The 24,779-nt window shown below is 72.9% G+C and carries 22 protein-coding genes; 7 read left to right on the top strand and 15 right to left on the bottom strand.

Going from position 1 to position 24,779, the window contains the following annotated elements; all coding sequences use genetic code 11:
• Positions 1–3: 3 nt before the first annotated feature.
• The 8 genes from A6035_RS06555 to A6035_RS06520 form a co-directional block, all read right to left on the bottom strand.
• Positions 4–1,506, bottom strand: a complete 1,503-nt coding sequence (locus A6035_RS06555; RefSeq protein WP_108847117.1) for a UDP-N-acetylmuramoyl-tripeptide--D-alanyl-D-alanine ligase — start codon at positions 1,504–1,506, stop codon at positions 4–6.
• The gene (locus tag A6035_RS06550; RefSeq protein WP_108847116.1) at positions 1,503–3,062 is read right to left on the bottom strand and encodes a UDP-N-acetylmuramoyl-L-alanyl-D-glutamate--2,6-diaminopimelate ligase; all 1,560 of its coding nucleotides are present in this window, start codon (positions 3,060–3,062) and stop codon (positions 1,503–1,505) included. The genes A6035_RS06555 and A6035_RS06550 overlap by 4 nt, the downstream gene beginning before the upstream one ends.
• 74 nt (positions 3,063–3,136) lie before the next feature.
• The gene (locus A6035_RS06545; RefSeq protein WP_162533987.1) at positions 3,137–5,050 is read right to left on the bottom strand and encodes a peptidoglycan D,D-transpeptidase FtsI family protein; all 1,914 of its coding nucleotides are present in this window, start codon (positions 5,048–5,050) and stop codon (positions 3,137–3,139) included.
• Between the two features lie 24 nt (positions 5,051–5,074).
• Positions 5,075–5,890: a cell division protein FtsL gene (gene ftsL / locus A6035_RS06540; protein ID WP_108847115.1), complete on the bottom strand. Its 816-nt coding sequence runs from the start codon at positions 5,888–5,890 to the stop codon at positions 5,075–5,077.
• Positions 5,887–6,909, bottom strand: a complete 1,023-nt coding sequence (gene rsmH, locus A6035_RS06535; RefSeq protein ID WP_108847114.1) for a 16S rRNA (cytosine(1402)-N(4))-methyltransferase RsmH — start codon at positions 6,907–6,909, stop codon at positions 5,887–5,889. The genes ftsL and rsmH overlap by 4 nt, the downstream gene beginning before the upstream one ends.
• A gap of 172 nt (positions 6,910–7,081) precedes the next feature.
• A complete protein-coding gene (gene mraZ / locus A6035_RS06530) occupies positions 7,082–7,558 on the bottom strand; it encodes a division/cell wall cluster transcriptional repressor MraZ (RefSeq protein WP_108847113.1) in 477 nt (158 codons plus the stop codon).
• Between the two features lie 736 nt (positions 7,559–8,294).
• A complete protein-coding gene (locus tag A6035_RS06525) occupies positions 8,295–8,711 on the bottom strand; it encodes a DUF3040 domain-containing protein (RefSeq protein WP_108847112.1) in 417 nt (138 codons plus the stop codon).
• A gap of 176 nt (positions 8,712–8,887) precedes the next feature.
• The gene (locus tag A6035_RS06520; protein WP_244192560.1) at positions 8,888–9,307 is read right to left on the bottom strand and encodes an SAV_6107 family HEPN domain-containing protein; all 420 of its coding nucleotides are present in this window, start codon (positions 9,305–9,307) and stop codon (positions 8,888–8,890) included.
• A 105-nt stretch (positions 9,308–9,412) separates the two neighbouring features.
• On the opposite strand from A6035_RS06520, the gene A6035_RS06515 reads away from it, so the two are divergent.
• Genes A6035_RS06515 through A6035_RS06505 form a run of 3 tightly spaced genes read left to right on the top strand, consistent with a single transcriptional unit; the run spans position 9,413 to position 12,338 of the window.
• The gene (locus A6035_RS06515) at positions 9,413–10,000 is read left to right on the top strand and encodes a GNAT family N-acetyltransferase (RefSeq protein WP_108847111.1); all 588 of its coding nucleotides are present in this window, start codon (positions 9,413–9,415) and stop codon (positions 9,998–10,000) included.
• Complete coding sequence (locus tag A6035_RS06510; protein ID WP_108847110.1) at positions 9,997–11,583, top strand: phytoene desaturase family protein; 1,587 nt, start codon at positions 9,997–9,999, stop codon at positions 11,581–11,583. The genes A6035_RS06515 and A6035_RS06510 overlap by 4 nt, the downstream gene beginning before the upstream one ends.
• A complete protein-coding gene (locus tag A6035_RS06505) occupies positions 11,580–12,338 on the top strand; it encodes an LppM family (lipo)protein (protein WP_108847109.1) in 759 nt (252 codons plus the stop codon). The genes A6035_RS06510 and A6035_RS06505 overlap by 4 nt, the downstream gene beginning before the upstream one ends.
• 5 nt (positions 12,339–12,343) lie before the next feature.
• Here A6035_RS06505 and metF read toward each other — a convergent pair whose 3' ends face one another.
• Complete coding sequence (metF, locus tag A6035_RS06500) at positions 12,344–13,321, bottom strand: methylenetetrahydrofolate reductase [NAD(P)H] (protein ID WP_108847108.1); 978 nt, start codon at positions 13,319–13,321, stop codon at positions 12,344–12,346.
• 95 nt (positions 13,322–13,416) lie between these two features.
• Between metF and A6035_RS06495 the strand changes: the two genes are divergently transcribed.
• Together A6035_RS06495 and mptB are read left to right on the top strand one after the other, a co-directional pair.
• A complete protein-coding gene (locus A6035_RS06495; protein WP_108847107.1) occupies positions 13,417–14,496 on the top strand; it encodes a polyprenyl synthetase family protein in 1,080 nt (359 codons plus the stop codon).
• Positions 14,497–14,499: 3 nt separating this feature from the next.
• Positions 14,500–16,092 (top strand): polyprenol phosphomannose-dependent alpha 1,6 mannosyltransferase MptB, encoded by a 1,593-nt coding sequence (mptB, locus tag A6035_RS06490; protein WP_244192558.1) that lies wholly within the window; start codon positions 14,500–14,502, stop codon positions 16,090–16,092.
• Here mptB and A6035_RS06485 read toward each other — a convergent pair.
• Positions 16,061–16,426: an Rv2175c family DNA-binding protein gene (locus A6035_RS06485; protein WP_108847105.1), complete on the bottom strand. Its 366-nt coding sequence runs from the start codon at positions 16,424–16,426 to the stop codon at positions 16,061–16,063. The genes mptB and A6035_RS06485 overlap by 32 nt on opposite strands.
• 81 nt (positions 16,427–16,507) lie before the next feature.
• Between A6035_RS06485 and pknB the strand changes: the two genes are divergently transcribed.
• Entirely contained in the window at positions 16,508–18,697 is a 2,190-nt protein-coding gene (pknB, locus tag A6035_RS06480) for a Stk1 family PASTA domain-containing Ser/Thr kinase (RefSeq protein ID WP_244192557.1), read from the top strand.
• Positions 18,698–18,759: 62 nt separating this feature from the next.
• Here pknB and A6035_RS06475 read toward each other — a convergent pair whose 3' ends face one another.
• The 5 genes from A6035_RS06475 to A6035_RS06455 are packed head-to-tail and all read right to left on the bottom strand — an operon-like array spanning position 18,760 to position 22,836.
• Positions 18,760–20,166 (bottom strand): class II 3-deoxy-7-phosphoheptulonate synthase, encoded by a 1,407-nt coding sequence (locus A6035_RS06475; RefSeq protein WP_108847103.1) that lies wholly within the window; start codon positions 20,164–20,166, stop codon positions 18,760–18,762.
• A gap of 36 nt (positions 20,167–20,202) precedes the next feature.
• A complete protein-coding gene (locus tag A6035_RS06470) occupies positions 20,203–20,700 on the bottom strand; it encodes a polyadenylate-specific 3'-exoribonuclease AS (protein WP_108847102.1) in 498 nt (165 codons plus the stop codon).
• Between the two features lie 4 nt (positions 20,701–20,704).
• Complete coding sequence (locus tag A6035_RS06465; protein WP_108847101.1) at positions 20,705–21,445, bottom strand: lysophospholipid acyltransferase family protein; 741 nt, start codon at positions 21,443–21,445, stop codon at positions 20,705–20,707.
• Positions 21,446–21,490: 45 nt separating this feature from the next.
• Entirely contained in the window at positions 21,491–22,378 is an 888-nt protein-coding gene (locus A6035_RS06460) for a hypothetical protein (RefSeq protein ID WP_108847100.1), read from the bottom strand.
• Positions 22,375–22,836: an SRPBCC family protein gene (locus A6035_RS06455; protein ID WP_108847099.1), complete on the bottom strand. Its 462-nt coding sequence runs from the start codon at positions 22,834–22,836 to the stop codon at positions 22,375–22,377. The genes A6035_RS06460 and A6035_RS06455 overlap by 4 nt, the downstream gene beginning before the upstream one ends.
• A gap of 139 nt (positions 22,837–22,975) precedes the next feature.
• Between A6035_RS06455 and A6035_RS06450 the strand changes: the two genes are divergently transcribed.
• Positions 22,976–24,775, top strand: coding sequence for an AMP-dependent synthetase/ligase (locus A6035_RS06450; protein ID WP_108847098.1), 1,800 nt, complete (start codon positions 22,976–22,978; stop codon positions 24,773–24,775).
• Positions 24,776–24,779: the final 4 nt, after the last annotated feature.

Here is a 24,779-nt window from a genome sequence, read left to right as displayed (position 1 = left end):
TGACTACTTCTCCTCACCACGCGTCGCGAGCACGTGCTCCGCGACGCTCCACAGACCGACGGCCGCCGAGGCCTTGACCAGGACGATGTCGCCCGGCTCGAGCCTCGAGTCCAGGATCTCCACGGCCTCCTCCGCGGTGGCGACGTGCTCCGCCTCGGATCCCCACGAGCCCTCCTGGATCGCGCCCTGGAACATCGCGCGCTGGGGCCTGCCCAGCCCCACGACCACCAGCTGGGACACGTCCAGCCGGACGAGGAAGCGCCCGACGAGGTCGTGCTCGATCACCGCGTCCTCGCCGAGTTCGGCCATCTCCCCCAGCACGGCCCACGTCCGGCGCGGCCTGCCGCCGCCCGACCGGGCCATGACGGCCAGGGACTTCAGCGCCGCCCGCATCGAGTCGGGGTTGGCGTTGTAGGAGTCGTTGATAACGGTGATCCCGTCGGCCGTGACGCGCACGTCCATCCGGCGCTCGGAGGCGGCCTCGGCGGTACCCAGCGCCGCCGCGACCCGCTCGACGTCCATCCCGCACGCCAGACCCACCGCGGCCGCCGACAGGGCGTTGCCCACCTGGTGTTCGCCGTGCACCCGGAGCGCGACCTCCGACTCACCCCGCGGGGTGACCAACGTGAACGAGGCGCGCACCTCGTCGTCGAGCCTCACCCGCTCCGCACGGACGTCCGCGGACCCGCCCAGGCCCACCGTGACGACCTCGGCGGAGGTCCGGCCGGCCATGGCGGCGACTCGGTCGTCGTCGGCGTTGAGGACGGCGACCCCGCCGTGCGCGGCGTCCGGCAGCGCCTCGACGAGCTCGCCCTTGGTGGCGGCGATGACCTCGCGCGAGCCGAACTCGCCCAGGTGCGCGGTGCCGACGTTGAGGACCACCCCGACGCGCGGGGGCGCGAGAGCCGCGAGCTCGCGGATGTTCCCGGGCGCGCGGGCGCTGAGTTCGAGGACGAGGAAATCGGTGTCCTCGTCCGCGCGCAGCGCGGTCCACGGGTGGCCGATCTCGTTGTTGAACGAGCCCGGGGGCGCGACGACCGTGCCGGCCGCCGACAGCACGGCGCCGATGAGGTCCTTGGTGCTGGTCTTGCCCGACGACCCGGTGACCCCCACGACGACGAGCCCGTGGTCGGCGACCAGCCGGTCGACGCTGGCGCGCGCGAGGGCGCCGAGCGCGGTGAGCACGGCGGCCCCGGAGCCGTCGGTGTCGGCTGCCAGCGCCATGGCGTTGGTCTCGCGGCGGTCGACCGCGGGCACGACGATCTGCGCACCGCCCACGCCGTCGACCTCGTGCGCGACGAGCGCGCCGGCCGCGCCCCCGTCGAGCGCGCGGGCGACGAAGTCGTGGCCGTCGACGCGTTCGCCCGGCAGGGCGAGGAACAACCCGCCCGGGGTGAGGCGGCGGGAGTCGAACTCCACGGTGCCGGTCACGGCCGTCGACGGGTCACCACCGACCAACCGACCGCCGACTATCCCCGCGATCTCGCCGAGGGTGAGGTCGATCATGGTGTGCTGTCCTCCGTCTCGCCCGTGGGGGCGCGGTATCCGAGTCGTCTGACGAGTTCTTCCGCGGCCCTGGCCCGGTCATCGAAGGGGTGGACGACCCCGCCGACGTCCTGGCCTGTCTCGTGCCCCTTTCCGGCGATCACGACGACGTCACCGGCGCGGGCCCAGTCGATCGCCGTGGCGATCGCCGCGCCGCGGTCACCGACCTCCTCGACGCGGGTATCGGGCCCGGCGGTCTGTTCCGCCCCCGCCCGGACGGCGGCGCGGATGGCGGCGGGGTCCTCGCTCCGGGGGTTGTCGTCGGTCACCACCACGAGGTCGGCGATCTCGGCCGCGGCGGCCCCCATCTTGTGGCGCTTGCCCGGGTCGCGGTCGCCCCCGGCGCCGAGGACCACGGCCACGCGCCCCTCGGTCTGCGCGCGGACCGAGCGCAACACGGCGGCGACCGCGCCCGGCTTGTGGGCGTAGTCCACGAGGACGCGGAAGTCCTGGCCGCGCACGACCGGCTCGAGACGGCCGGGCACCCGCACCCGCATGAGCCCGTCCGCGGCGGCGGCGACCTCCCCGCCCAGGGCGTCGACGATTGCCAGCGCCACGAGCGCGTTGGCGACGTTGAACCGGCCCATCAGCGGGAGCTCGACGTCCACGGCCAGCCCGCGGGGCCCGTGGACGGTGAACTCCTGGGTGTTGCGGTCGGTCGGGGTGGACTCCCCGGCCGTCCAGTCGGCGTCGGCGTCGGGCTCGGCGGACACGGTCACCGCGTCCGGGCGTATCCCCACCAGGCGGCGGCCCCACTCGTCGTCGATCACCACGACCGCCCGCTCGGCCGGCCACACCGCGGAGCCGGGGTCCGCCTCGACGTCGAACAGTCGCGCCTTGGCGCGGAAGTAGTCGTCCATGCTCGGGTGGAAGTCCAGGTGGTCCTGCGACAGGTTGAGGAACGCGCCCACGGCGAACCGGACGCCGTCCACCCGGCCTAGCCGCAGGGCGTGGCTGGAGACCTCGGCCGCGACGGCGCGGGCGCCCTCGGCCCGCATCCGCGCGAGCAGGGCCTGGAACTCGGGGGCCTCGGGGGTGGTGAGCCGGCTGGGCAGGGCGCGGCCGCCCACGCGGCTGCCGGTGGTGCCGATGAGGCCCGCCAGCTGCCCGCAGCCCTCGAGGGCGGCCTCGACGAGGTAGGTGGTGGTGGTCTTGCCGGAGGTGCCCGTGATGCCGACCACGTCGAGGTCGGCGGACGGGTCGCCGGTCACCGCCGCGGACACCGCGCCGAGGACCGCGCGGGGGGCGGGGTGGACGAGGACGGGCAGGCGCACGGCGACGGCGGCCATCAGTTCGATGCCCTCGGGGTCGGTGAGCACCGCGGACGCCCCCGCCTCGACGGCGGTGGCCCCGAACGAGGCGCCGTGGACCCGGGTGCCGGGCAGGGCGACGAAGAGGATGCCCGGGCCGCAGTCTTGGGCCCGGATGGTCGCCCCGCCGAGGTCGACGTCGGCCCCGGACCTGTCGCCGAGGAGCCTGGCCCCCACCGCATCTGCCAGCTGTCGCGCCGTGGTCATCGCCTGTCCTCGCCCCGCCTTCCTCGCTCGATCCCTCCCGTGAACCCGCTACACGCTACCCTGCCGGGCGCCGGTCACCGCGCCTGCAGGACCAGTTCCGGCGCGGGCGCGGACGGCGGGATGTTGTCCCTGTTGACCAGCCATGACGCGATGTCGTGGAACAGCGGGGCGGCGGACGCGCCGAGCACGCCGCGCGAGGGCGCGTCGAGCATGATGGCGATCACGTAGCGCGGGTCGTCTGCCGGCAGGATGCCGGCGAAGGTGATCCAGTAGCGCGAGTTGGAGTAGCAGGAACAGCCCGGGTCGATCTGCTGCGCGGTGCCGGTCTTACCGCTGATCTGGTAGCCGGCGACCGCGGCCTGGGGGCCGGTGCCGGCCTGGGCTCCGGGCCCGGACTGCACGACGGCGCGGAACATGTCGCGCACGGTGCGGGCGGTCTCGGTGCTGATCACGCGTTCGCCCTCGGGGCGTTCGGTGGGGTGGCTCTCGCCGTCCGGACCGACCCGCTCGGCGACGATCCGGGGCGGCACGCGGACGCCGTCGTTTGCGATGGTCTGGTAGATCCCGGCCATCTGCAGGGTGGTCATGGACAGGCCCTGCCCGATCGGCAGGTTGGCGAACGTGCCGCCCTGCCAGTTCTGCAGGTCGGGCACGAGGCCCTCCGACTCCCCCGCCAGTTCGATGCCGGAGCGCTGGCCGAGGCCGAACTTCTCCAGGTACTGCGAGAACGGCTCCTTGCCCACCCGCTGGGCGAGCATGAGCGTGCCGACGTTGGAGGACTTCCCGAAGATGCCGGTGGTGGTGTACGGCGTGGGCCCGTGCTGCCACGCGTCGGAGACCGTGACGCCCTCCATGCGGATGCTGCCGTCGACCGAGTGCACCTCGTCCGGGTGTGTCAGTCCGGCCTCGATGGCGGCGGCCGCGGTGATGATCTTCTGCACTGAGCCCGGCTCGAACGGGGAGGTGATGGCCGGGTTGCCGAGGTCGGCGCCACGCTCGAGCTCGGCACCGACGCCGACGGCCGGATTGAACGTGTTGTCGTTGGCCATCGCCCGCACCTCGCCGGTCTGCGCGTCCAGGACGACGGCTGAGGCGCTCTTCGCGCCCGAGGTGTCCTTGGCGGACTGGATGGCCTTCTGGACGTGCCACTGCAGGTCCGCGTCGAGGGTGAGGCGGATCGTGTCGCCGTCGCGCGGTTCGGTGACGTTGCGCAGGGTGCCGGGGATGACCGTGTTGTCCTGGGCCCGGTCGAAGGTCTGCCGGCCGTCCTCGCCGTCGAGCTGGTCGTTGAAGTGGGCCTCGATGCCCTGCAGGCCGATCAGCTTGCCCTCGTCGCTCTTGGTGGTGGCACCGACGACGTTGGCGGCGAGCGCGCCGCCCGGGTACTCGCGGATGTCGACGCGCTCGGCGCCGATCATCGGGAACTCGCGGACGAGGGCGTTGGCCTGGGTGACGTCGACGTTGCGGACGAGGTAGGTGAAGCCGCCGCCGGAGGAGAGCTTGGCCTCGATCTCGTCGCGGTCGACGGCGTCACCGAGCACGGCCTCGAACTCGTCGGCGATCTCCACGACGAGCTCGTCCCACGTCGGCTTGGTGCTGTCGAGTTCGCGGCGGGCCTCGGCGTTCCGCTGTTCGACGAGCGGCTGGATCGACAGGTCGCGGGCCTCGCGGGTGAAGGCGATGGGGTCGCCGTCCAGATCGACGATCGCCCCGCGGGTGGCGGGCAGGACCTGGTGGACCTGCCGCTGGCTCTCAGCGCGGGCGGCGAGCTCGGTGCCCCCGATTGTCTGCACCCAGAAGAGCTTGACCAGGGCGATCACCATGATCACGGCGAACGCGGACCGCATGAAGGTGAACCGGCGTTCGGTCGAGTTGGTGGTGAGGACCCGGCCGAACCGGTTCGGTGGCCGTCCGACGCCCGGTGCGGTGGCGCGCGGGTCACCCGAGGTATCCCGGCGTCCCGCTTCCGGGGTGCGTCGTTCGGTCATCTCGGGGCCTTTCGGGTGGGGGTGCTAGAAGGGTTGTCCGGGCACCGGGGCGAGCGTCGCGGCACCGTCGCCGGGAGCCGTCGGGGCGGGCGGCGCGGCCGGGGGCGCCGGGTCGGGGCCGGGGCCCGCCTCGGCGGCGGGGGCCGGCGGGGCCGGCTCGACCATGGGGGACGGCGGCGCCACCGGGGACGGCGGGCCGGCGAGCGGCGGGTAGGGAACGGGGGCGACACCGCGAGGGGTGCGGTCCTGCGGCGCCTGTGCGGGCGGCGCGTCGAACGCATCCCGGTCGGACGACCTCGACGGCTCGGACGCTACCGGAGCGGGCTGGAGCGGCTTGATCGGCGCGCCGAGCTCCGCTTCGGGCTCCCCGACGATCTCGATGACGCCGTCGGATCCCCTGATGAGGATCGGCGCGCTGGCGACACCGACCATGCCCAGCTTCTCGGCGCGCTGCGCGAGCACCTCGGCCGAGCGGGCGCGCTCGTTGGACGCGCGGAGCGCCTCCATCCGCTCGACGAGTTCGACGTTGGCGTCGCGCGCGTTCTTGAGGTCGTAGGTGTCCTGGGTGGTCTGGGCCGACAGCAGGAGGGTGCCGCCGACGCCGGCGCCGATGAGGAGGAGGAGGACGACGACGAAGGGCACCCTGGCGGCCAGTTCGGCCGGGCTCAGACGCTCCGCGGGGACGACCACGGTGCGACGGCCGCGGACGGAGCGTGTGACGGGCCTCCGTCGTAGGCCGACGGCCCGTCCCGCTCCGGCCGGGGCGTCGGCGTCTGGGCCGGGGGCCGGGCGGGTGTCGAGCCCGTCAACGGTGCCGGGCGTGTCGATCGTGCTCGTCATGGGGTTCTCCCGTCGATACGCCGGACGCAGCGCACCCGGACCGAGGCCGAGCGCGGGTTGTGGTCGATCTCCTCCTGTGAGGCCTTCTCCGCTCCCCTGGTGACGGCCTCGAACTCGGGGCCGTGGCCGGGCAGCTCCACCGGCAGGCCCGCCGGGGTGCGGGAGGCGGTGCGGGTGGCGAGTTCGCGCTTGACGATCTTGTCCTCGAGGGAGTGGTACGCCATGAAGACCGCACGTCCGCCGAGCCGCAGGAGGTCGAGGTACCCGGGCACGGCGTTCTCGACCGCCTCCAGCTCGGCGTTGACCTCGATGCGCAGGGCCTGGAAAACGCGCTTGCCCGGATGCCCACCGGTCCGGCGGGCGCCCTGGGGGATCGTGTCGTAGAGCAGTTCGACCAGCTGGGAACTGGTGACGATGGGATCGGTGTCGCGCCGGCGGACGATCGCGGCCGCGATCTGCCGGGCGAAGCGCTCCTCGCCGTACACCCGCAGGATCCGGGCGATGTCGTCGCGCGGATAGTCGGCGAGGATGTCGGCGGCGGTCGGGCCGGTGGTGGGGTCCATCCTCATGTCGAGCGGCGCGTCCACCGAGTACGCGAAACCGCGCTCGGCGACGTCGAGCTGCATCGAGGAGACGCCGAAGTCGAGGAGGATGCCGTCGATCGCCGGGCCGGCGTCGTCGCGCGCGTCCGGGGGCAGCGCCGCGATGACGCTGTCGAAGTCGTCGAAGCGGGCGTGGACGGGCGTGAAGCGGTCGCGGTAGGCGGTGAGCCTGCGGGTCGCCATGTCGAGCGCCTCGGGGTCACGGTCCACGCCGAGCACCCGCAGGTCGCTGAACTCGGCCAGCAGGTGGGAGGAGTGTCCGCCGAGGCCGAGGGTGCCGTCCACGATGACGGGTGCGCGCCCCTCCTCCGCGGCGGCCTCGACGACGGGACGGAAGAGCTCGATGGTGCGCTCGAGGAAGACGGGGACGTGCCCGGAGCGCGTGGCGTCGCGATCGGCATCGGGCCGCTCTGCCATCTCGCCTCCTCGCGTCCGGTCGTCGGTGCTCCGGCGGTTGTGGTGGAGCCCCCTGGTCCCCGTCCGGTACCCACCTGGCGTTGGGGAAGTACGTCAGGGTGGTGCCGGGCAGGGGCCGGGGGGCTCCGTCCGTCGTGCTCTCGTGTGCGTTCTCGTCCTTCCTCTCCCGGGATCAGAACTCGATCCCGAGCGAGGTGCCCTCCATCTCGGAGAACACGGGTAGGTTCTCCGCGCTGTAGCGGTCCCACGCCTTGGCGTCCCAGACCTCGAGTCGCTCCCCGAGGCCGTTGACGACGCAGTCCTTGTCCAGACCCGCGTAGTTCCGCTGACTCGCGGGGATGGAGATCCGTCCCTGCGAGTCCAGTTGCTGGACTTCCGCGCCGCTCACCAGGAGCCGAAAGAACGCCATGTGCCTCTCGCTGAGGTTGGCGGTCGGCCGGACCTTTCTGACCAGCGCGTCGAACTCGCCCTCAGGGAAGACCGAGAGCGTGTTGGTGAACCACCCACACACCACCACCCCGTCCGCCAGGCCTGGCCTGAATCTGGCGGGGATCGTCAGCCGCCCCTTGTCGTCGAGCTTGGGACGGTGGGTCCCGTACCCGACGAAGGCTCGTTCGCGTCCGGAGTCGACGGGATCGGTGTCGGTCACCCGCCACCTCCTGGGGTCCAGGCCCATCGAGCTCCTTGCGTGCCCCACTGTACCCCACAACGCCCCACAAACAAGGCTTGCGCCCCACTTCTCCCCACCTGAACGCATCAGCCCACGTCACGCATCATCCGACGCTGGCCCCAGGCCGCAGCCGTGCCGCGAATCGACCGTTACGCGCTCCGAATACGACTGACCGAAGGGGCTGATGTGACTGATGGAGCTCAAGTGACGCAGAGATGGGCGTCCGGTGGGGAATGGTGGGGGCAGCGGGGTGGGGTGAGGTGGGGCGCGGGGTGGGGTGGGCGGCGGGGTGGGGTGGGGTGGGCGGCGGCTGCAGTCAACGTGCGGGACACGCCGCTCGTGGCGCCTTCACCCATGGCGTCGCCGCGGTCGCCGGGCCCGCTCAGCCGCAGCCGCCCGGCCCGCCCAGCCGCAGCCGCCCGGCCCGCCCAGCCGCAGCCGCACGCCAACATGGCGTCTCGCGCGCACCACGGGGGGTGCGAGACGCCATCCCCAGGAGCGGCTGCGGGCTCGGCGTACATCCGCGCGAGCGAAACGCCAAGGCCGCGGGCGGCTGCAGGCTGGGCGTTAAGTCCCGCCGGCGAGACGCCGACTGCGCGAGCCGATGCCGGCAGGCCGCGGGTCCGGCGGGCCCGAAAATGTGTGAAGGGGTGAGCGCTGGTGCGCTCACCCCTGCATCTGAAGCGTGGTGGTCGGCCCGGAGGCTGTCGGACGATCAGGGCCCCTGCTCGAAGCGACGGCGGAACCGGTCCTCCATCCTCGAGGAGTAGGACCGACCGTCGGAGGACTTGGATGAGGCCCGCCCGGCCCCGGGGACACGCGGACCGCCCGAATTCTTGACGCCCGGCGCTCCCGCGGACGGCGTCGAACGCAGCGCGAGCACCCCGGCCGCGAACATAACGAGGAACCCGACGAGGCTCAGCACGGGGAAACCGCCGGGCTTGAAGTCGAGGGCCAGACCACCGACGAGAAGTGCCACACCGAGGACGGCGAGCGCCACGACCAGGCCCGCGGGACGCCGGGCGCCGCTCGCGCCGGTCTTACGGACGGACGACGCGAACTTGGGGTCGTCGGCGTAGAGCGCGCTCTCGATCTCCTTGAGCATGCGCTGCTCGTGCTCGGACAGGGGCACTTCGACCTCCTTCAGATGCTCGTGATGACGAGCGTGGCCGGCTCGGTCGGTTCGCACCGACCGCGGACGGTGATCAGCCGGTCAGGGTTCTCCCCATCATACGAGGGCAACGCGGCCGGGACCACCGGGATTCCCCTGGAAGGGCTAGGGAGCCGGCGGGTCCGCGGCGGGACGGGTCAGGCCGCGGGGCCCAGGACGCCCAGGCGCTGGTCCACCAGGTCCATGAAGCGGCCCACCGCCCACAGGAAATCATCCGCCATGCGGGCCGAGATCGTCCGCGGGAGCCCGTCCTCGACGGCGGCCGCGAGAGCGGAATACCCACCGAAGGCGGTCGCCCACTCCCCCAGCTCCGGCACCTCCGCCGCGAGCCGGTGCCAGACATCGACCGGACCGCGACGCCGCGGCCCCGGGGCGAGCAACGCGCCGGCGGCGCACCTGGCGGCGCGGTAGGCCTCGACGAAGCGCTCCGACGGGCCGGTCGCCGCGACCGCGCGACCACGGTGCACCTCGGCGCGCCCGGCGCGGCCGAGGGACCCCACGGCACCCCCGCGGGACGACCGCTTCCTGCTCGTGGTCCGCGTCTTCCTCGTGTCCATCTGCTGCACCTCCGCCTCCTGCACCTCCGCGTCTGCGCGCACGGTATCGCCGGGGTACGACACAACCCGGCGCCCCGGATCCACGCCCGTGATGAAATGGGGTGGATGGACACCGTGATCACCCGACTGGACGCCGCCGACTTCCGAGACCGACTGCCCGAGGCTCTGGGGGTCTACGTCGACGCCATGGACTACCCGTCGCAGGTGATCCGCTCCCGGGCGGCCGCCTGGATGGAACACAGCTACCGGGACGGCTGGTCCGGGGTGGCCGCGTTCGAGGCCCCGCGTCGACGCCTGCTCGGACAGTCGAGGGGCCCGCTGGTCGCGATCTGTTACGGCTACCACGGCGCGCCCGGCCAGTGGTGGTACGAGCAGGTCTCCCGGGGGTTGCGCGACCGGGACCGCGAGCTACCGTCCGACTACGTCGAACTGACGGAGCTGCACGTCTCGCCCACCCACCAGGGCCGCGGTATCGGCGGGACCCTGCTGCGCAGGTTCCTGGCGGACCGGCCGGAGAGCAGGGTGCTGTTGTCGACCCCCGAGGTCGAGGGCGAGAGCAACAGCGCGTGGCGGTTGTACCGGTCGCTCGGCTTCACCGATGTGCTGCGGTCGTACCGCTTCGAGGGCGACGCCCGGCCGTTCGCGGTCCTGGAACGCCCGCTGCCGCTCCCCGGCCCGGGGGCCGACGCGTGAGCCGGCGTCACGACGTGGTGGTGATCGGCTCGGGCCACAACGGGTTGGTCTGCGCCGCCTATCTCGCCCGTGCCGGGCACGACGTCCACGTGGTGGAGAAGGACACCGTGATCGGCGGTGCCACCTCGACGGTCGAACGGTACCCCGGCCACCGGACCGATCGCGGGTCGTCCGCGCATCTCATGATCCGGCACACCGGCATCCCGGAGGAGCTGGACCTCGCGGCCCACGGACTGCGCTACATCGACTGCGATCCCTGGGGGTTCGCGCCCGCTCCGCCCGGGTCCGGGGCGCCGCCGATCGTCTTCCACCGCGACCTCGACGCGACGTGCGCCAGCATCGCCGCCGCCTGCGGGAACGCCGATGCCGACGTGTACCGCGAGTTCGTCCGGCGATGGGACGTCCTGGCGGGACGCATGATGAAAGGCTTCTCCGTTCGGCCGACCGCGCCGGGGCTCGGGTCGGCGTTCCTCGGAGCCGAGGACCTGCGCGACCCGTTCGGCGCGGTCCAGACGTTCCTGTCCTCCGGCGACGCACTCCTGGACTCGATGTTCGACTCCGAGCGGCTCAAGGCCGCGCTGTCGTGGTTCGGGGCCCAGTCCGGCCCGCCGATGTCGCACCCCGCCACGGCCCCGATGATCGGCTTCGCGGCGCTGATGCACCGGATCCCGCCCGGGCGCGCGGTCGGCGGGTCGGGAGCGCTCGCGGACGCGCTGACGTCGGCGATCCGGGCGCACGGCGGCACGGTCACCGCCGGCGCGGGGGCCACCGCGATCCGCCGCTCGGGTCGGGGCTGGCGCGTCGACACCGAGGGCGGGGACTCCCTCCACTGTTCGACGGTCGTGGCGGCCTGCCACGTGCACACGACCCTCGACCTCCTCGAGCGCGAGCTGCCGACGACGACGGTGGACGGGTGGCGACGGCGGATCCGGCCCGGATTCGGCCTGGGGATGGTCGTCCGGCTGGGCACCACCGACCTGCCGCGCTACCCGGACGTGCCCACCGAGACCAGTGCCCACGGGCTGCAACTGCTCGTCACCGACCGGCGACACCTCGACCGGCGCTACGGCGTGGCCGCCGCCGGGGGCCTCGACGCGGACCCTGCCGTCCTGGCCATGAGCTTCAGCTCGCTCGACCCCTCCCTCGCGCCGGCGGGCCGACACGAGCTCACCCTCTGGTCGCAGTGGCACCCGCGTCATCTCGCCGACGGGCGCGGCTGGTCCGAGGCCGGGCCCGCGGAGGCCGACCGCATCATCGCCGCGGCGGACCGGTTCGCCCCGGGCCTGGCGAACTCGATCGTCCACCGTCACGTCCAGACCCCGGAGGACCTGGAGACCGAACTCGGGCTGCTCGGCGGGAACGTCATGCACGTGGAGATGTCGCTGGACCAGATGCTGCCGATGCGCCCGCACCCCGACCTGCGCGGCCACGCGGTCCCGGGCGCCGACGGGGTGTTCCTGGCGGGGGCGTCCACCCACCCCGGCGGAGGCGTCATCGGCGCCAGCGGCAGGACGGTGGCGCGGCTCGTCGGACGTAGGCTCGGCAGGTCGACGATACGGCGCCGGGGAATACGGGCAGAATGACCGCCGTGACCGTGCCCCGACCGCTCCGGCGCCCCACGACCGTGCGCTCCACGACCGTGCGCCCCACAGCCGCCTCCGGCCGCTCGCGGTCGCCCCGACGAATCGCGGGCCTCATCACGCTGGCCGCCCTGCTGGTCGTCCTCACCGGGTGTCTGCAGCTCAACGCCCAGATGAGCGTCCGCAAGGACGACACCGTATCCGGGCGCATCCTCATCGCCGGCGACCAACCGGAGCAGGCGGCGGCCCTCGAGCGAATCGGCGCGCCGTCCGGCCTCGAGCAGAAGGTCCGGATCACGCCGTACTCGGCGGACGGGTTCACCGGCCGGGAGATCTACTTCACCCAGCTGACGTTCGCGGAGATGGACACGCTGACACTGGCGATCGACATCGAGGGCGCCCGCCCCTACACGCTCGGATTCCGCCGCAGCGGCGACACGGTGTCGTTCAGCGGATCGATCGACCTGTCGATGCTCCCGGCCGATCGCGCCGGGTCGACGACGACGCGGGTCGACCTGACGTTCCCCAACCGCATCAGCGAGACCAACGGGACCGTCGGCGCGGGGAACTCCGTGAGCTGGACGCCCGCACCGGGGTCGATCACCCGGATGCAGGCCTCGTCCTCGTACCCCGACCCGGCCGCCCGCGGCTTCGCCGTGTGGATGATCGTGGGCATCGGCGCCGCCCTGCTGGTGTCCATCGGGACGATCCTCGCCGCGCGGACCTCGAGGGCCCGCGCGGACCGCCTGGTGCGCTGAGGCGGTCAGACCCGGCTGGCCGCCACCCCGGGCGCGGGCGCCATCGACAGGTTGGTGAGGACCTCGCGGGTGGCCCGCGAGAAGTTAAGGGTGTTGAAGTGCAGACACGGCACGCCCTCGGAGATCAGCCGCTCACACATCCGGGTGGTCAGGTCGATCCCGACCTCGCGCACGGCCTCGCGGTTCTCCTCCGGCCCGTCCCCCGCGGCGGTCCGGAGCCGCTCGGCCAGGTCGTCGGGCAGCGCACACCCCGACAGCTCGACCATCCGCTTGACCTGACGCAGACTGGTGACCGGCATGAGCCCGGGGATGATGGGCTTGGCGCCCTGCTCCGGATCGGCCGCGACGGCGCGGTCCCGCAGGCGCAGGTAGTGCTCGACGTCCCAGAACATCTGCGTGATGGAGTACTCGGCACCCGCGCGCAGCTTTCCGACCAGGACCTCGGTGTCGTGATCGAGGTCGCGCGCCCGGTAGTGCCCCTCGGGGAACGACGCCACGCCCACGTGGAAGTCCCCCACCTCGTGGATCAGCCGGACGAGCTCCTCGGCGTAGCGCAGTCCCTCCGGATGCGCCGTCCACTCCCCCAACGGGTCTCCGGGCGGGTCCCCGCGGAGCGCGAGGATGTTGGACACCCCCGCCTCCCCGTACATGCGGATCATGTCGGCGAGCTCGGCCACCGTGTGCCCGACCGCCGTCAGATGCGCGATCGGGACCAGGTCGGTCTCCCGGACGATGCGCTCGACGACGCGGACGGTCCGGTCACGCGTCGACCCGCCCGCCCCGTACGTCACCGAGACGAACGCCGCCCCGAGCTCGGAGAACACGGAGGCGGCGCGCCACAGGCGCTCCTCGGCGGCCTCGTCACGGGGCGGGTAGAACTCGACGGAGAACGGCACCCTCGGGGTGGTCGACGTCGCGATCCTCTCCACGATGCTCGGGTGCCGGCCGCCGTCCGTCGGGTCTGGGTCGGGTAGCTGGGTCACCCGACCAGGGTAGCCCGACACGCGTCCGGTCCGGCCGCCGCCCGACGACTAGGATCATCGGCGACGAGGGCGGCCGGACCGGGCGCCCGGAAGGGATGGTGCCCGTGGTCATGGCGACCCGCCCCGACGACGGAGAACGCGTCCTCGCCACGCTCCGCCGCCACATCGAGGGACGCCGCACGGTCGTCGCCGCGGTCGACGAGCGGGTGGACCGGCTGGCCGGGCTCCTGTCGGACTTCGTGCTCGACGGCGGAAAGCGGATGCGGCCCCGGTTCGCCCTGGCCGGGTGGGCCGCCTCCCGGCCCGACGCCGGCCCAGCGCCCGAAGAGGTCGTGACCGCCTGCGCCGCCCTCGAGCTGATCCAGGCGTGCGCTCTCGTCCACGACGACATCGTCGACGCCTCCGACACCCGCCGCGGCCGTCCCACCGTGCACCGCGCGATCGAGTCGGCGCACCGGCGGGACGGGTGGGACGGCGACGCCGCCCGCTACGGGGTGTCCCAGGCGATCCTCGTCGGCGATCTGGCCCTGAGCTGGGCCGACGAGATGTTCGTGACGTCCGGCGTCGACCCGGCCGCGCTGAGCCGGGCGCTCGGCCCGTGGCACGCCATGAAGACCGAGGTCCTGTCCGGCCAGATGCTCGACATCCTCGCCGAGGCGTCCGGGGCCACGGACGAGCAGACGCCCGCCCGGGTGAACCGCTTCAAGACCGCGGCCTACACCGTCGAGAGGCCCCTTCACATCGGGGCCGAGCTCGCCGGCGCGACCGCCGAGACGATCGCCGCGCTGCGGGGGTTCGGCGTCGCCGTGGGCCAGGCGTTCCAGCTGCGTGACGACCTGCTCGGGGTGTTCGGCGATCCGGAGATCACCGGAAAGCCGTCCGGGGACGACCTGCGTGAGGGCAAGCGCACGCTCCTGCTCGCCCGTGCGATGACCCTCGCACCCGAGGAGGACGGGCGCTTCCTCGCCGGAGTCCTGGGCACCGAGCCCGACGGCCCGACCCTCGAGCGGGCCCGCGCCGTCCTCGTGGACTCCGGTGCGGTCGCCTCCGTGGAGACCGAGATCGAGGAGTTGACCGCCCGCGCACTGGACGCGATCGCCTCCGACGCGATCAGCACACACGGGCGGGACGTGCTGCGGGACCTCGCGGAGGCCGCGACCCGCCGACGGGCCTGATCCGTGCCCGCTGCCACGGGACACCGACCGGAGCGGGACTCCTCGTCGTCGTCACGCCCGCCCACCCGGACCACCTCGGCGGTGGGCTCCGCCCGGGCCGCCCTCATCGGCCCGTCCGGCCCCGCGCTGTGGCGGGGCGTCCTCGGTTCCGCGTTGCTCACCGTCTCCGGCTTCGGCGCCGGCGCGCTGCCGGTCGACGGCGGCCCCGCGGTCGCGGTCGGCCTGTCCGGTTTCACCTTCGGCCACGGCGAGGTCCTCGCCCTCGTCCTGTGCTGGGCGGGCGTCGCGCTCCTGGTCACGTCGTGGCTCTCGCTCGGCCCCCGCGCGGTCTCCGGACGGCTCCCCACCCGCGACGCCGCGTGGGCCACCGCGCTGTGGTCGCTGCCGCTGCTGCCCGCGGTCCCCCTGTTCAGCCGCGACGCGTGGTCGTACCTGGCGCAGGGCGCCATGACCGCCGCGGGCGTCGACCCCTACGAGTACGGGCCCGAGGCCAACCCCGGCCCGTTCACCACCGAGGTCAGTCCCGACTGGCGGTCCACCGCCACCCCGTACGGCCCCCTGCACCTGCTGCTCATGCGCGGCGTCGTGGCCTTGTCGGGAGGGCATCCCGCGGTGGGCGTGCTGATCCTGCGCGTGCTGGTGCTGGTCGCGCTGGCGGGGCTCGTCGCGCTCGTGGCGGCGGCGGCTCGGCGCGCCGGGGTCGACACGGGCGCGGCCGTGTGGATGGCCGGCGCGTCACCGCTGGCGGTCATCCACCTCGCGGGTGGCCTGCACAACGAAATCTTCCCCCTGGTGGCGTGCCTCGCGGCGGTCGCGCTCACCCTCGACCGGCGCTACGCGTGGGCGGGGGCCGCGATCGGGCTCGCGGTGGCGTTCAAGGCCACCGCCGTCATCGTCGCGCCGTTCCTGCTGTGGATCGCCCTCGACCGGCGCCGACGACTGCAGGACTCCGCGCGGCCTCTCCCGCGACCGCACAGGAGTCCGCTCGTCGGCGCGGTCCTCGACACGGTGGTCGCCGCGGGCGCGGCGGTCGTCGTGTTCGCGCTGGCCACCCTGGCCGCAGGCACGGGCCTCGGCTGGGTGGACGCCATCTCCGTCTCCGACCGGGTCATCAACTATCTGAGCGCGCCGACCGCCGTGGCCCACCTCGTCCACGCCGCGTTCGACACCCCCGGCTTCGAGGACGTCCTCGCCGTGACCCGGCAGGTGGGACGCGTGGTGCTCGCGGTGGCGCTGGTGGTGGTGTGGTGGCTGTACCGCCGGGACACCCGCTCGGCACTGCGCGGCATGATGCTCGCGCTGCTGGCGTTTGTCGTGCTCAACTCGCTGTCCTGGCCGTGGTACCACGTGTGGGTGGCGGCGTTCTGGTTCGTCGCCCGGCCCGGCCCCCGCGCGACGACCGCAGCGGTCGGCGTGACCGTCTTCCTCGTCATGGGCATAGGCCCCAACGGCTCGACCAGCCTCTACAGCCCCACACTCGTCGGAGCCGCCCTCGTGGCGTCCGCTGCCGCGGTCTGGTGGTGGTGGCGTGCGACCGCCGCGGCGCGAACCGCCACCGACACCGTCAGAACGCCATCGCCTGGGCGCGACGCATGACCTCCCGCGCGCGGTGGCCGTGGAGCGCGTCGGCCGGGCGGCCGGGCAGGCTGTCGTCCTCCGTGAACAGCCACCGCAGGATCTCCTCGTCCCGATAACCCCCGTCCCGCAGGACGGCGATCAGTCCCGGGAGGAAGCGCACGACCTCGTCGTCGTCCAGAAAGACGGCCGGCACCACGACGACGCCCGCGCGGCGGACGGCGAGCAGTGTCCCGTCGCGCAGTAGATCGTGCACACGGGTTACCGGGATGCCGAGGCGTTCGGACACCTCGGGCAGGTTGATGGTCTCAACCCCGGCGGGCAGGACGTCGTCGCAGTGCGGAACGGTACTCACCCCTCCCACGTTAGCCCCCGGGCCACGTCGGGACGTCTCCGGACGTACCGCGGACGGGGCGGGAGGGGCAGAATGGACGATATGAGCACTTACGACGGGCAGCCCCCCGGACCAGGCACCCTGCTCGACGGGCGCTACCGGCTCGACGCCGTGATCGCCCGCGGCGGCATGTCCACGGTCCACCTGGCCACGGACGAGCGGCTCGACCGTCACGTCGCCGTCAAGCTGCTCGACCCCACCCTCGCCGGCGACCGCGCGTTCGTGGACCGGTTCACGCTCGAGGCCCGGTCCGCGGCCCGCCTGTCGGATGCGGGGATCGTCCAGGTCTTCGACCAGGGCGTCGAGGCGGGGACCGCGTTCCTCGTCATGGAACTGGTGCCCGGGGGCACGCTGCGGGAACTCCTCGACGAGCGCGGGCCGATGCCGCCGTACGCCGCGGCCGCCGTGCTGCGCCCGCTGCTCGGCGCGCTCCGCGAGGCACACGCCGCCGGCCTCGTCCACCGGGACATCAAGCCGGAGAACGTCCTGATCTCCACGACCGGGGCGGTGAAGCTGGCCGACTTCGGCCTGGTCCGCGCGGTCGCCGAGTCGCGCGCCACCTCCAGCAGCGTGGTCATGGGCACCGCCGCGTACCTCTCCCCCGAGCAGATCTCCGGCGCCGACACGGATCCGCGCTCCGACCTGTACTCCCTGGGCGTGCTGACCTACGAGATGCTCACCGGGGAGCCGCCGTTCAGCGGCGACAACAACATCGCGGTGGCCTACCGTCGCCTCGACACCGACGTCCCCGCGCCGTCCGACCAGTCCGACACCGTCGCCGAGGACCTCGACCACCTAGTCCTGCGCGCCACCCGCCGCAGCCGCGAGGACCGCTACACCGACGCCGACGAGATGCTGCGCGACCTCGACCGCGCCGCCAAGATCGGGCGGTTCCCCGACTACGTCGTCCCGGCGCCGAGGCAGTCCTCGTGGACGCGGGCCAGGGCGAACGCCGCGCGCGCCACCCCGGGCGGCGAATCCGAGTTCGACGCCGCCGACCGCGAGAGCGGCGAGGCCCTGCGCCGCGGCGACGGCCCGACGCCCACCCGGGTCCAGACGCGCGCCGACCTCGCCCCGGTGCCCCCGGCCGCCGGCCCCGCCGAGCCCGACCGCGCACCGCGCGGCGACGTGGAGGCCGCGCCCGACCGCGACATCATCCGGCCGCGCCGACAGCGCGGCATGTTATGGCTCATCGTGGTGCTCGCCGCCGCGATCGGACTGGCCGTGGCCGGGTGGTGGCTCGGCTCGGGACGGTTCGTAGAGGTGCCCTCCGTCCAGGGGATGTCGGTGGGCCAGGCCACCGACGCGGTCAACGCCGTGGGCCTCGCGGCCGCGACGCGCGACGCCTTCAGCAACGACGTCCCCCCGTCCGGCCTGGTGGGTACCGACCCCGCGGCCGGGGAGAAGGTGCCCCGCGGGGACACCGTGGCCGTGTTGGTGTCGGTGGGGCGCCCCGTGGTGCCCGAGGTGGGTGCGAACCGGACCGTCGACGCCGTCTCGGCCGCCCTCCGGGAGAACTCGCTGGAGCCGGTCCGCGGCGGCACCGAGCACTCCGACTCGGTGCCCGTGGGCCAGGTGGTGTCGCTGCAGCCCGGCGCGGGCACGACCGTCGACGTGGGCACGCGCGTGGCCATGATCACCAGCTCCGGGCCGGCGCCGGTGGCCGTGCCGGAGGTGGTGGGCCTGGCCGAGGACCAGGCGCGCGCCGCCCTCGAGGGCGCGGGGCTCTCCGTGTCGCAGGTCAGGAGGGTGTACGACGACGAGGTGGACGGTGGCCAGGCCGTGGGCACCGACCCGGCCGCCGGGACCGACGTGTCCCGCGGCGACGGGGTCGTCCTGCTGGTCTCCAACGCACTGACCGTGCCCGACATCAGGGACGTGCCCGTCGACGAGGCGACGGACGTGCTCGAGCAGGCCGGGTTCACGGTCGTCCTCGAGTCATCCGTGACCGACCGCCAGATCGCCGACGGCCGGGTGGTCCGCACCGAGCCGCCGGCCGGGACCCGCCTCGACCCGTCGGGCGCCGTGCTGCGGATCGTGCCGTCGGACGCGGTGACCGTCCCGGTCGTGCTGGGCTCCCGCGCGTCCGACGCCCGCCAGCGACTGCAGGAGGCCGGGCTGCGCGCCACGATCGACGCGGGGACGTCGAGCGGCATCGTCTACGGACAGACCCCGCTGCCCGGCCGGGTGGTGGCCCGGGGCAGCGAGGTCGAGATCGACGCGCTGGGCTGACGCGGCCCAGGGCTGACTCCTGCGAGGTCGGCGCGGCGCCCGGCCGGCGCCCGCTGGGCGCGTCAGTGGCGCAGCATCTCCGCGACCAGGTAGGCGAGCTCGAGCGACTGCTGGGTGTTGAGCCGCGGGTCGCACGCCGTCTCGTACCGGCCCGCCAGGTCCAGGTCGGAAATGTCCTGGGCGCCGCCGAGGCACTCCGTGACGTCCTCGCCGGTCAACTCGATGTGGATCCCGCCCGGATGCGATCCGAGCGCGTGGTGCACCTCGAAGAAGCCCTGGACTTCGTCGATGATCCGGTCGAAGTGGCGGGTCTTGTACCCGTTCGACGTGGAGTGCGTGTTGCCGTGCATGGGATCGCACTGCCAGATGACCTTGTGCCCGGTGGCCTCGACCGCGCGGACGATCGGCGGGAGCGCCTCGCGGACCTTGTCGTTGCCCATGCGGGAGACGAGCGTCAGTCGGCCCGGCCGGTTGTGGGGGTCGAGCTTCTCGACGTACTCGACCGCCAACTCGGGGGTCGTGGTGGGACCGATCTTCAGCCCGATGGGGTTCTGGATGAGCGAGGCGAACGCCACGTGGGCGTCGTCGATGCCGCGGGTGCGCTCCCCGATCCACAGGAAATGCGCCGACAGGTCGTACAGGCCCTGCTCGGCGTCACCGGTGAGCCCCGTCCCGTCGTCGGCCAGGCGCAGCATCGCCCGCTCGTAGTCCAGGACCAGGGCCTCGTGGGAGGAGAAGATGTCGGCGGACCGCAGGTTGGCGTCGGAGACACCGCACGCGTCCATGAAGCGCAGGCCCCGGTCGACCTCCGCGGCCAGGGCCTCGTAGCGGGCACCGGCCGGCGAGCCGGCGACGAACTCCATGTTCCACTCGTGCACGCGGTGCAGGTCGGCGGTACCCGACGCCGTCAGGGAACGGACGAGGTTCATCGCCGCCGCCGCATTGGCGTAGGCGCGGACCAGGCGGGACGGGTCGTGCTCGCGGGCGGACTCGTCCGCCTCGATGCTGTTGACCATGTCGCCGCGGTAGGACAGCAGCCCGGTGCCGTCGCGGTCGGCGGAGCGCGGCTTGGCGTACTGGCCGGCGATGCGACCGACCTTGACCACGGGCATCGAAGCACCGTAGGTCAGCACGACCGACATCTGCAGGAGCGTGCGGATGACGCCCTTGATGTGGGGCTCGGTGTTGGCCTCGAACGTCTCGGCGCAGTCACCGCCCTGCAGCAGGAAAGCCCGACCGTGTGCCACGTCCGCCAGGCGGTCCGAGAGGTGCTCGACCTCGGAGGCCACGCAGATCGGCGGGACGCTCTCGAGGACCTTGCGCATGGCGGCGGCGTGCTGCGGGTCCCACGACGGCTGCTGCAGCGCCGGCCGGGAGAGGGCGTCGGCCAGCTGCCTGTCGAGGTCCGCGGAGAGCGGCGGCAGGTCGGGGAGTTGCGCGATGTCGACGTCGACTGTCCAGTTGCTCACCCCGGCGACGATACGCCACCGCGCGCGGACGAGGCCTCAGAGACCCAGGTGGGGCGCCTGCCCGGCGATGGCCCGGAACCGCATCGCCACGTGGCGGGCGTCACCGAGCGCGTCGTGCGCGCCCCCTGGGTGCGCCGGCAGCTCCGGCCGGCCGGCGAGCTCCCAGAGCTGGCGGACGTCGCGGGTGAACTTGGGCATCGCCGCCGGCAGCTTCGTCATGTCGCCCCACAGCTGGCACACCGCGACGTGGTCATAGGCGCCGATCCACGCCCACATCTCGACCGGGCCGGTGGGCGGGGCCGTGACGAAGTCGTAGAGCTCGTCGCGGATCCGGGACCTCGACATCCACGCCCCGGACGACGGGTTGGGGAGTTTGGGCAGGACGTTGCGGCGGACCCACGGGCCGGCCGTCGACGAGTCGAACTCGGTGGACACCGCGTAGAACTCGCGACCGTCCTCGGCGACGACCCCCACCGACACCAGGTCGATGGTCGTGCCGTCCTCGATGAACTCGCAGTCGTAGAAGTACCGCACCTCGTCAGCGCTGCCCGTCGACGGGCTGGTCGAGCAGGTTGTGCCCCGACTCGCGCACCGCCTGGTAGCGCTTCTTCATGTCCGCGCCGTAGATGTCGTGGACGTACTCCTGCCCGGTGAGGGCCTGGATGCGACGCATGAGCTCGTCGGTGACCTCGCGCTCGGCCGCCCGGTCGCCCTCACGGCCGGCCCACGGCGAGAGGTCGAGCGGCTCGCCGAGCATGACGCGGACCTCGGTCCGCGGGAAGAAGCGGAACCTGGTCGCCTTGCGGACGTACTCGCCGGTGCCGGAGACCCCCACGGGGATGATCGGCACGCCCGCGCGGAGCGCCAGTCGGGCCGGCCCGGTCTTGCCCCGGTAGAGCCGCCCGTCCGGGGAGCGGGTGCCCTCGGGGTAGATGCACAGGATCCGCCCGGAGGACAGGACCTCGAGACCGGCGTCCAGGGCCGCCTGTGCGGCGTCGGCGTTGGTGCGGTCGATCGGGTACTGCCCGGAGCCGGCGAAGAACCACCGGCTGAGCATCCCGCGGATGCCGGTGCCCGTGAAGTAGTCGCTCTTGGCCAGGAACGTCACCCGGCGCGGCAGGAGCAGCGGGGTGAACAGCCAGTCCGCGATCGACTGGTGGTTGCCGACGAGGAGAGCGGCGCCCCTGGCCGGGAAATGCTCGTGTCCCGTCACGACCTGCCGACTCGTGGCCCGGAGGAACGGGCCGATGAGCACGTATTTGAACAGGTAGTACAGCAACGCGGTCCCCGGTCCTCTTGTGGTGGCAATCGACGAATGCGGATACTACCCGGCCGTGTCGGCGGAACCGGTCGGCACGAGGTTCTGCGGCCACAGATCGGGGTCCGGGAGGAAGCGCAGCCGAACGCGTCCGGCGTCGGCGTCGAAGGTCGAGTCGACGAGGACGCAGCGGGTCAGCAGCGGGGGCAGGCCGAGAACCGCGCGGAAACCGTCGTGTTCGAGGCGGAGCCGGTCGCCCTCGACCGACGCCGGCGCGGACGGCGCGGTCGGGACGGGGTACTCGACGCGGTATCCCCCGGCGCCGTCGGGCGCCACCCCGGGTCGCACGGCGCCGCGCGCGAGCGCCGCCATCGCGGCCGTCCGCTCCGATGCGCGGCCGACCACGGTCACCTCGAGCGGGCCCGAGAGGAAGCCGGCCACGTCACCGGCGAGCAGCGCGAGCCGATGCGCCTCCCGGACACGGGCATCCGCACGGGCGCCGGCGGCCATGGAGGCGAAGCGCACGTTGGCCGGCCACCGCGACTCGACGAAGGCGGCCAGTTCCCCGGCCGCGGCGATGCGGCGGACGGCGGCCAGGTCCCCGTCGAGTTCGACCACGACGACATCCCAGTAACCGGACGCCGCGGCGCGGCGCGCGTACTCCCACCCGAGCACGGCAGCCAGCGGTGTGTCGCCGCCTGCGGAGAGGGCGGCCAGGACGTCGTCATCCGGGTCGGCGGCGCCGGATCGGTACGCCTCCAGCCTCGCGGTCGGGTCGTCGGCGCGGACCTCGACGGGGCCCTCGTCGGAGGTGTCGAGGCGGGGGTCGACGGCATCGGGGTGACCGGTCAGCACCAGGGCGGTCCGACCGGAGTCCGCGAGCAGCCCACCGGTCACGTCGGCGCGTTCGGCCGGGTCGCCGCCGAGGACGACGACCACACGGGTGTGGTTCACCGGGACTCGGCCCGTCGTTTGAGCTCACTGAGCGCGTCACCCAGGATGCGTCGCTGAGCACGGCTGCGCAGACTCCCGATCACCGGCACGGTCAGTTCGATCTCCAGCTCGTAGTCCACCCGGGTGCCGGCTTCCACGGGTTCCAGACGATAGGAGCCGCGCTGGTTCCGCTGCAGCGTCGAGCTCTCGAGGCGCCATTCCACCGAGCGGTGGTCCGCCGACCAGGAGTAGACGAGCACGTACTCGTCGACGATCGCACCCGCCCGCAGCTGGAACCGCACCCTGTCCGGGCGACCGTCCGCGCCCGTCGACAGCACCTCGGCGGCGTCGATCGACGCGGACCACTCCGGATAGGCCGCGAAGTCGGCGATGACCGCCATGACGGCCTCCACCGACGCGTCGACCACGGTGGAGTCTCTGGTCGGCCAGACCTCGGGGGCGCCGTCGTACTCGCTCATGCCCTCCAGCTTCACACATCCCGACCCGGGATGCGCCCGGGCCGAGTCCCGTCGGTGCCGGTCGCCGTGGCCGCCGCGGTGGGGCGGCGATAGTGTGTGGTCACCGACATACGACGAACGTCTCCACCGGGAGGACCCTTTGCGCGAATACGTCGCGGCACCCGCCACCTTCACCGTCCCCGACGACTGGTCCTGCGTTCAGTCGGCCTACGACCGAGCGGAACAGACACCGGAGAACGTCGCGTTCCTCAGGCCCGTCGGCGGTCGGTGGACGGACGTCACCAACCGTGAGTTCGCCGAGGAGGTCCGCACGGTCGCGCGCGGCCTCGTGGCCCTGGGCGTCCAGGCGGGCGACAGGGTCGCCCTGCTCAGCGCCACCCGCTACGAGTGGAATCTGATCGACTTCGCCATCTGGGCGGTCGGCGCGGTCACGGTGCCGGTGTACGACAGCTCGAGCGCCGACCAGATCCGGTGGATCATGGAGGACTCCGGCGCGAAGCTGATCATCGTCGAGAACGACACCCACGCGGCGACGGCCCGCGAGGGCATCGAGGGGCTCGACGTCTCCGACGTCCTCGTGATCGACGGGGCCGACCCGGTCCTGGAGACCCTCGCCACCGAGGGCGCCTCGGTCGACGCCTCCGTCCTGGACGAGCGCCGCGCCACGGTGCGGGCCGACTCCCCCGCGACACTCATCTACACCTCCGGCACGACGGGACGCCCCAAGGGCGTCATGCTCAGCCACCACAACTTCATGTCCGAGACGCTCGCCGTGCTCGAGACGCCCTTCAGCCAGATCCTGCGCATCGACGCGACCTCGGTGATGTTCCTCCCGTTGGCACACGTGTTGGCCCGCGCGATCACGTACGCCGGCTTCCACGCCGGTGTGACGATCGCGCACTCCGCCGACCTCACCAACCTGGTCGAGACGTTCGGAGAGATGAAGCCGCACTACATCCTCGCGGTCCCCCGCGTCTTCCAGAAGGTCTTCAACAAGGCCCGGGCGACCGCTCAGGACGGCGGCACGGTCAAGGCGTGGATGTTCGACAAGGCGGCCGACACCGCCGTGGCGTACTCCAAGGCCAACCGGGGTGACGGCCGCGTGGGGCCGCTCCTCAGGCTGCGCCACGCGCTCTTCTCTAAGCTGGTCTACGCCAAGCTCGTCAACGCCCTCGGTGGGCGCTGCGAGGTCGCCATCTCCGGCGGCGCGGCCCTCGGTGACCGGCTGACCCACTTCTTCGACGGCATCGGGGTCAACATCTTCGAGGGCTACGGCTTGACGGAGACGTGCGCCGCGATCACGGTGAACACCCCGGGCCACATGCGGATCGGCAGCGTCGGCCAGCCGCTTCCCGGGTGCGCCGTCCGTATCGCCCAGGACGGCGAGGTCGAGGTGAGCGGCCCCGTGGTCGCCTCCGGCTACTGGCAGAACGAGAAGGCGACCGCCGAGTCCTTCACGGACGGCTGGTTCCGGACCGGCGACCTGGGCTCGCTGGACGAGGACGGCTACCTGTCGATCACCGGCCGCAAGAAGGAGATCATCGTCACGGCCGGCGGCAAGAACGTGGCTCCCAACCAGTTGGAGGACGCGCTGCGCGCCGACCCCCTCGTCGCCGAGGCGGTCTGCGTGGGTGACGGCAAGCCGTTCGTCTCCGTGCTGCTGACCCTGGACCCGGAGGCCCTGGAGCGCTGGAAGTCGCACCACGACAAATCGGGGTCGCTGTACGAGCTGCTCAAGGACGCCGACATGATCGAGCACCTCGATCAGGCGCTGATGCGGGCGAACCGCAGCGTGTCGCACTCGGAGTCGATCAAGAAGTACCACGTCCTGCCGGACCAGTTCACCGAGGAGACCGGTGAGCTCACCGCGTCGCTCAAGGTCAAGCGCAACGTGGTGCACCAGAAGTACGCCGAGCAGATCGAGGCGCTCTACGCCTGACAGC

This window comes from Dietzia lutea (assembly GCF_003096075.1).
Lineage (GTDB): Bacteria > Actinomycetota > Actinomycetes > Mycobacteriales > Mycobacteriaceae > Dietzia > Dietzia lutea.
Note: the sequence above shows the minus strand (reverse complement) of the source record. Positions and strands in the feature narration are given on the sequence as shown.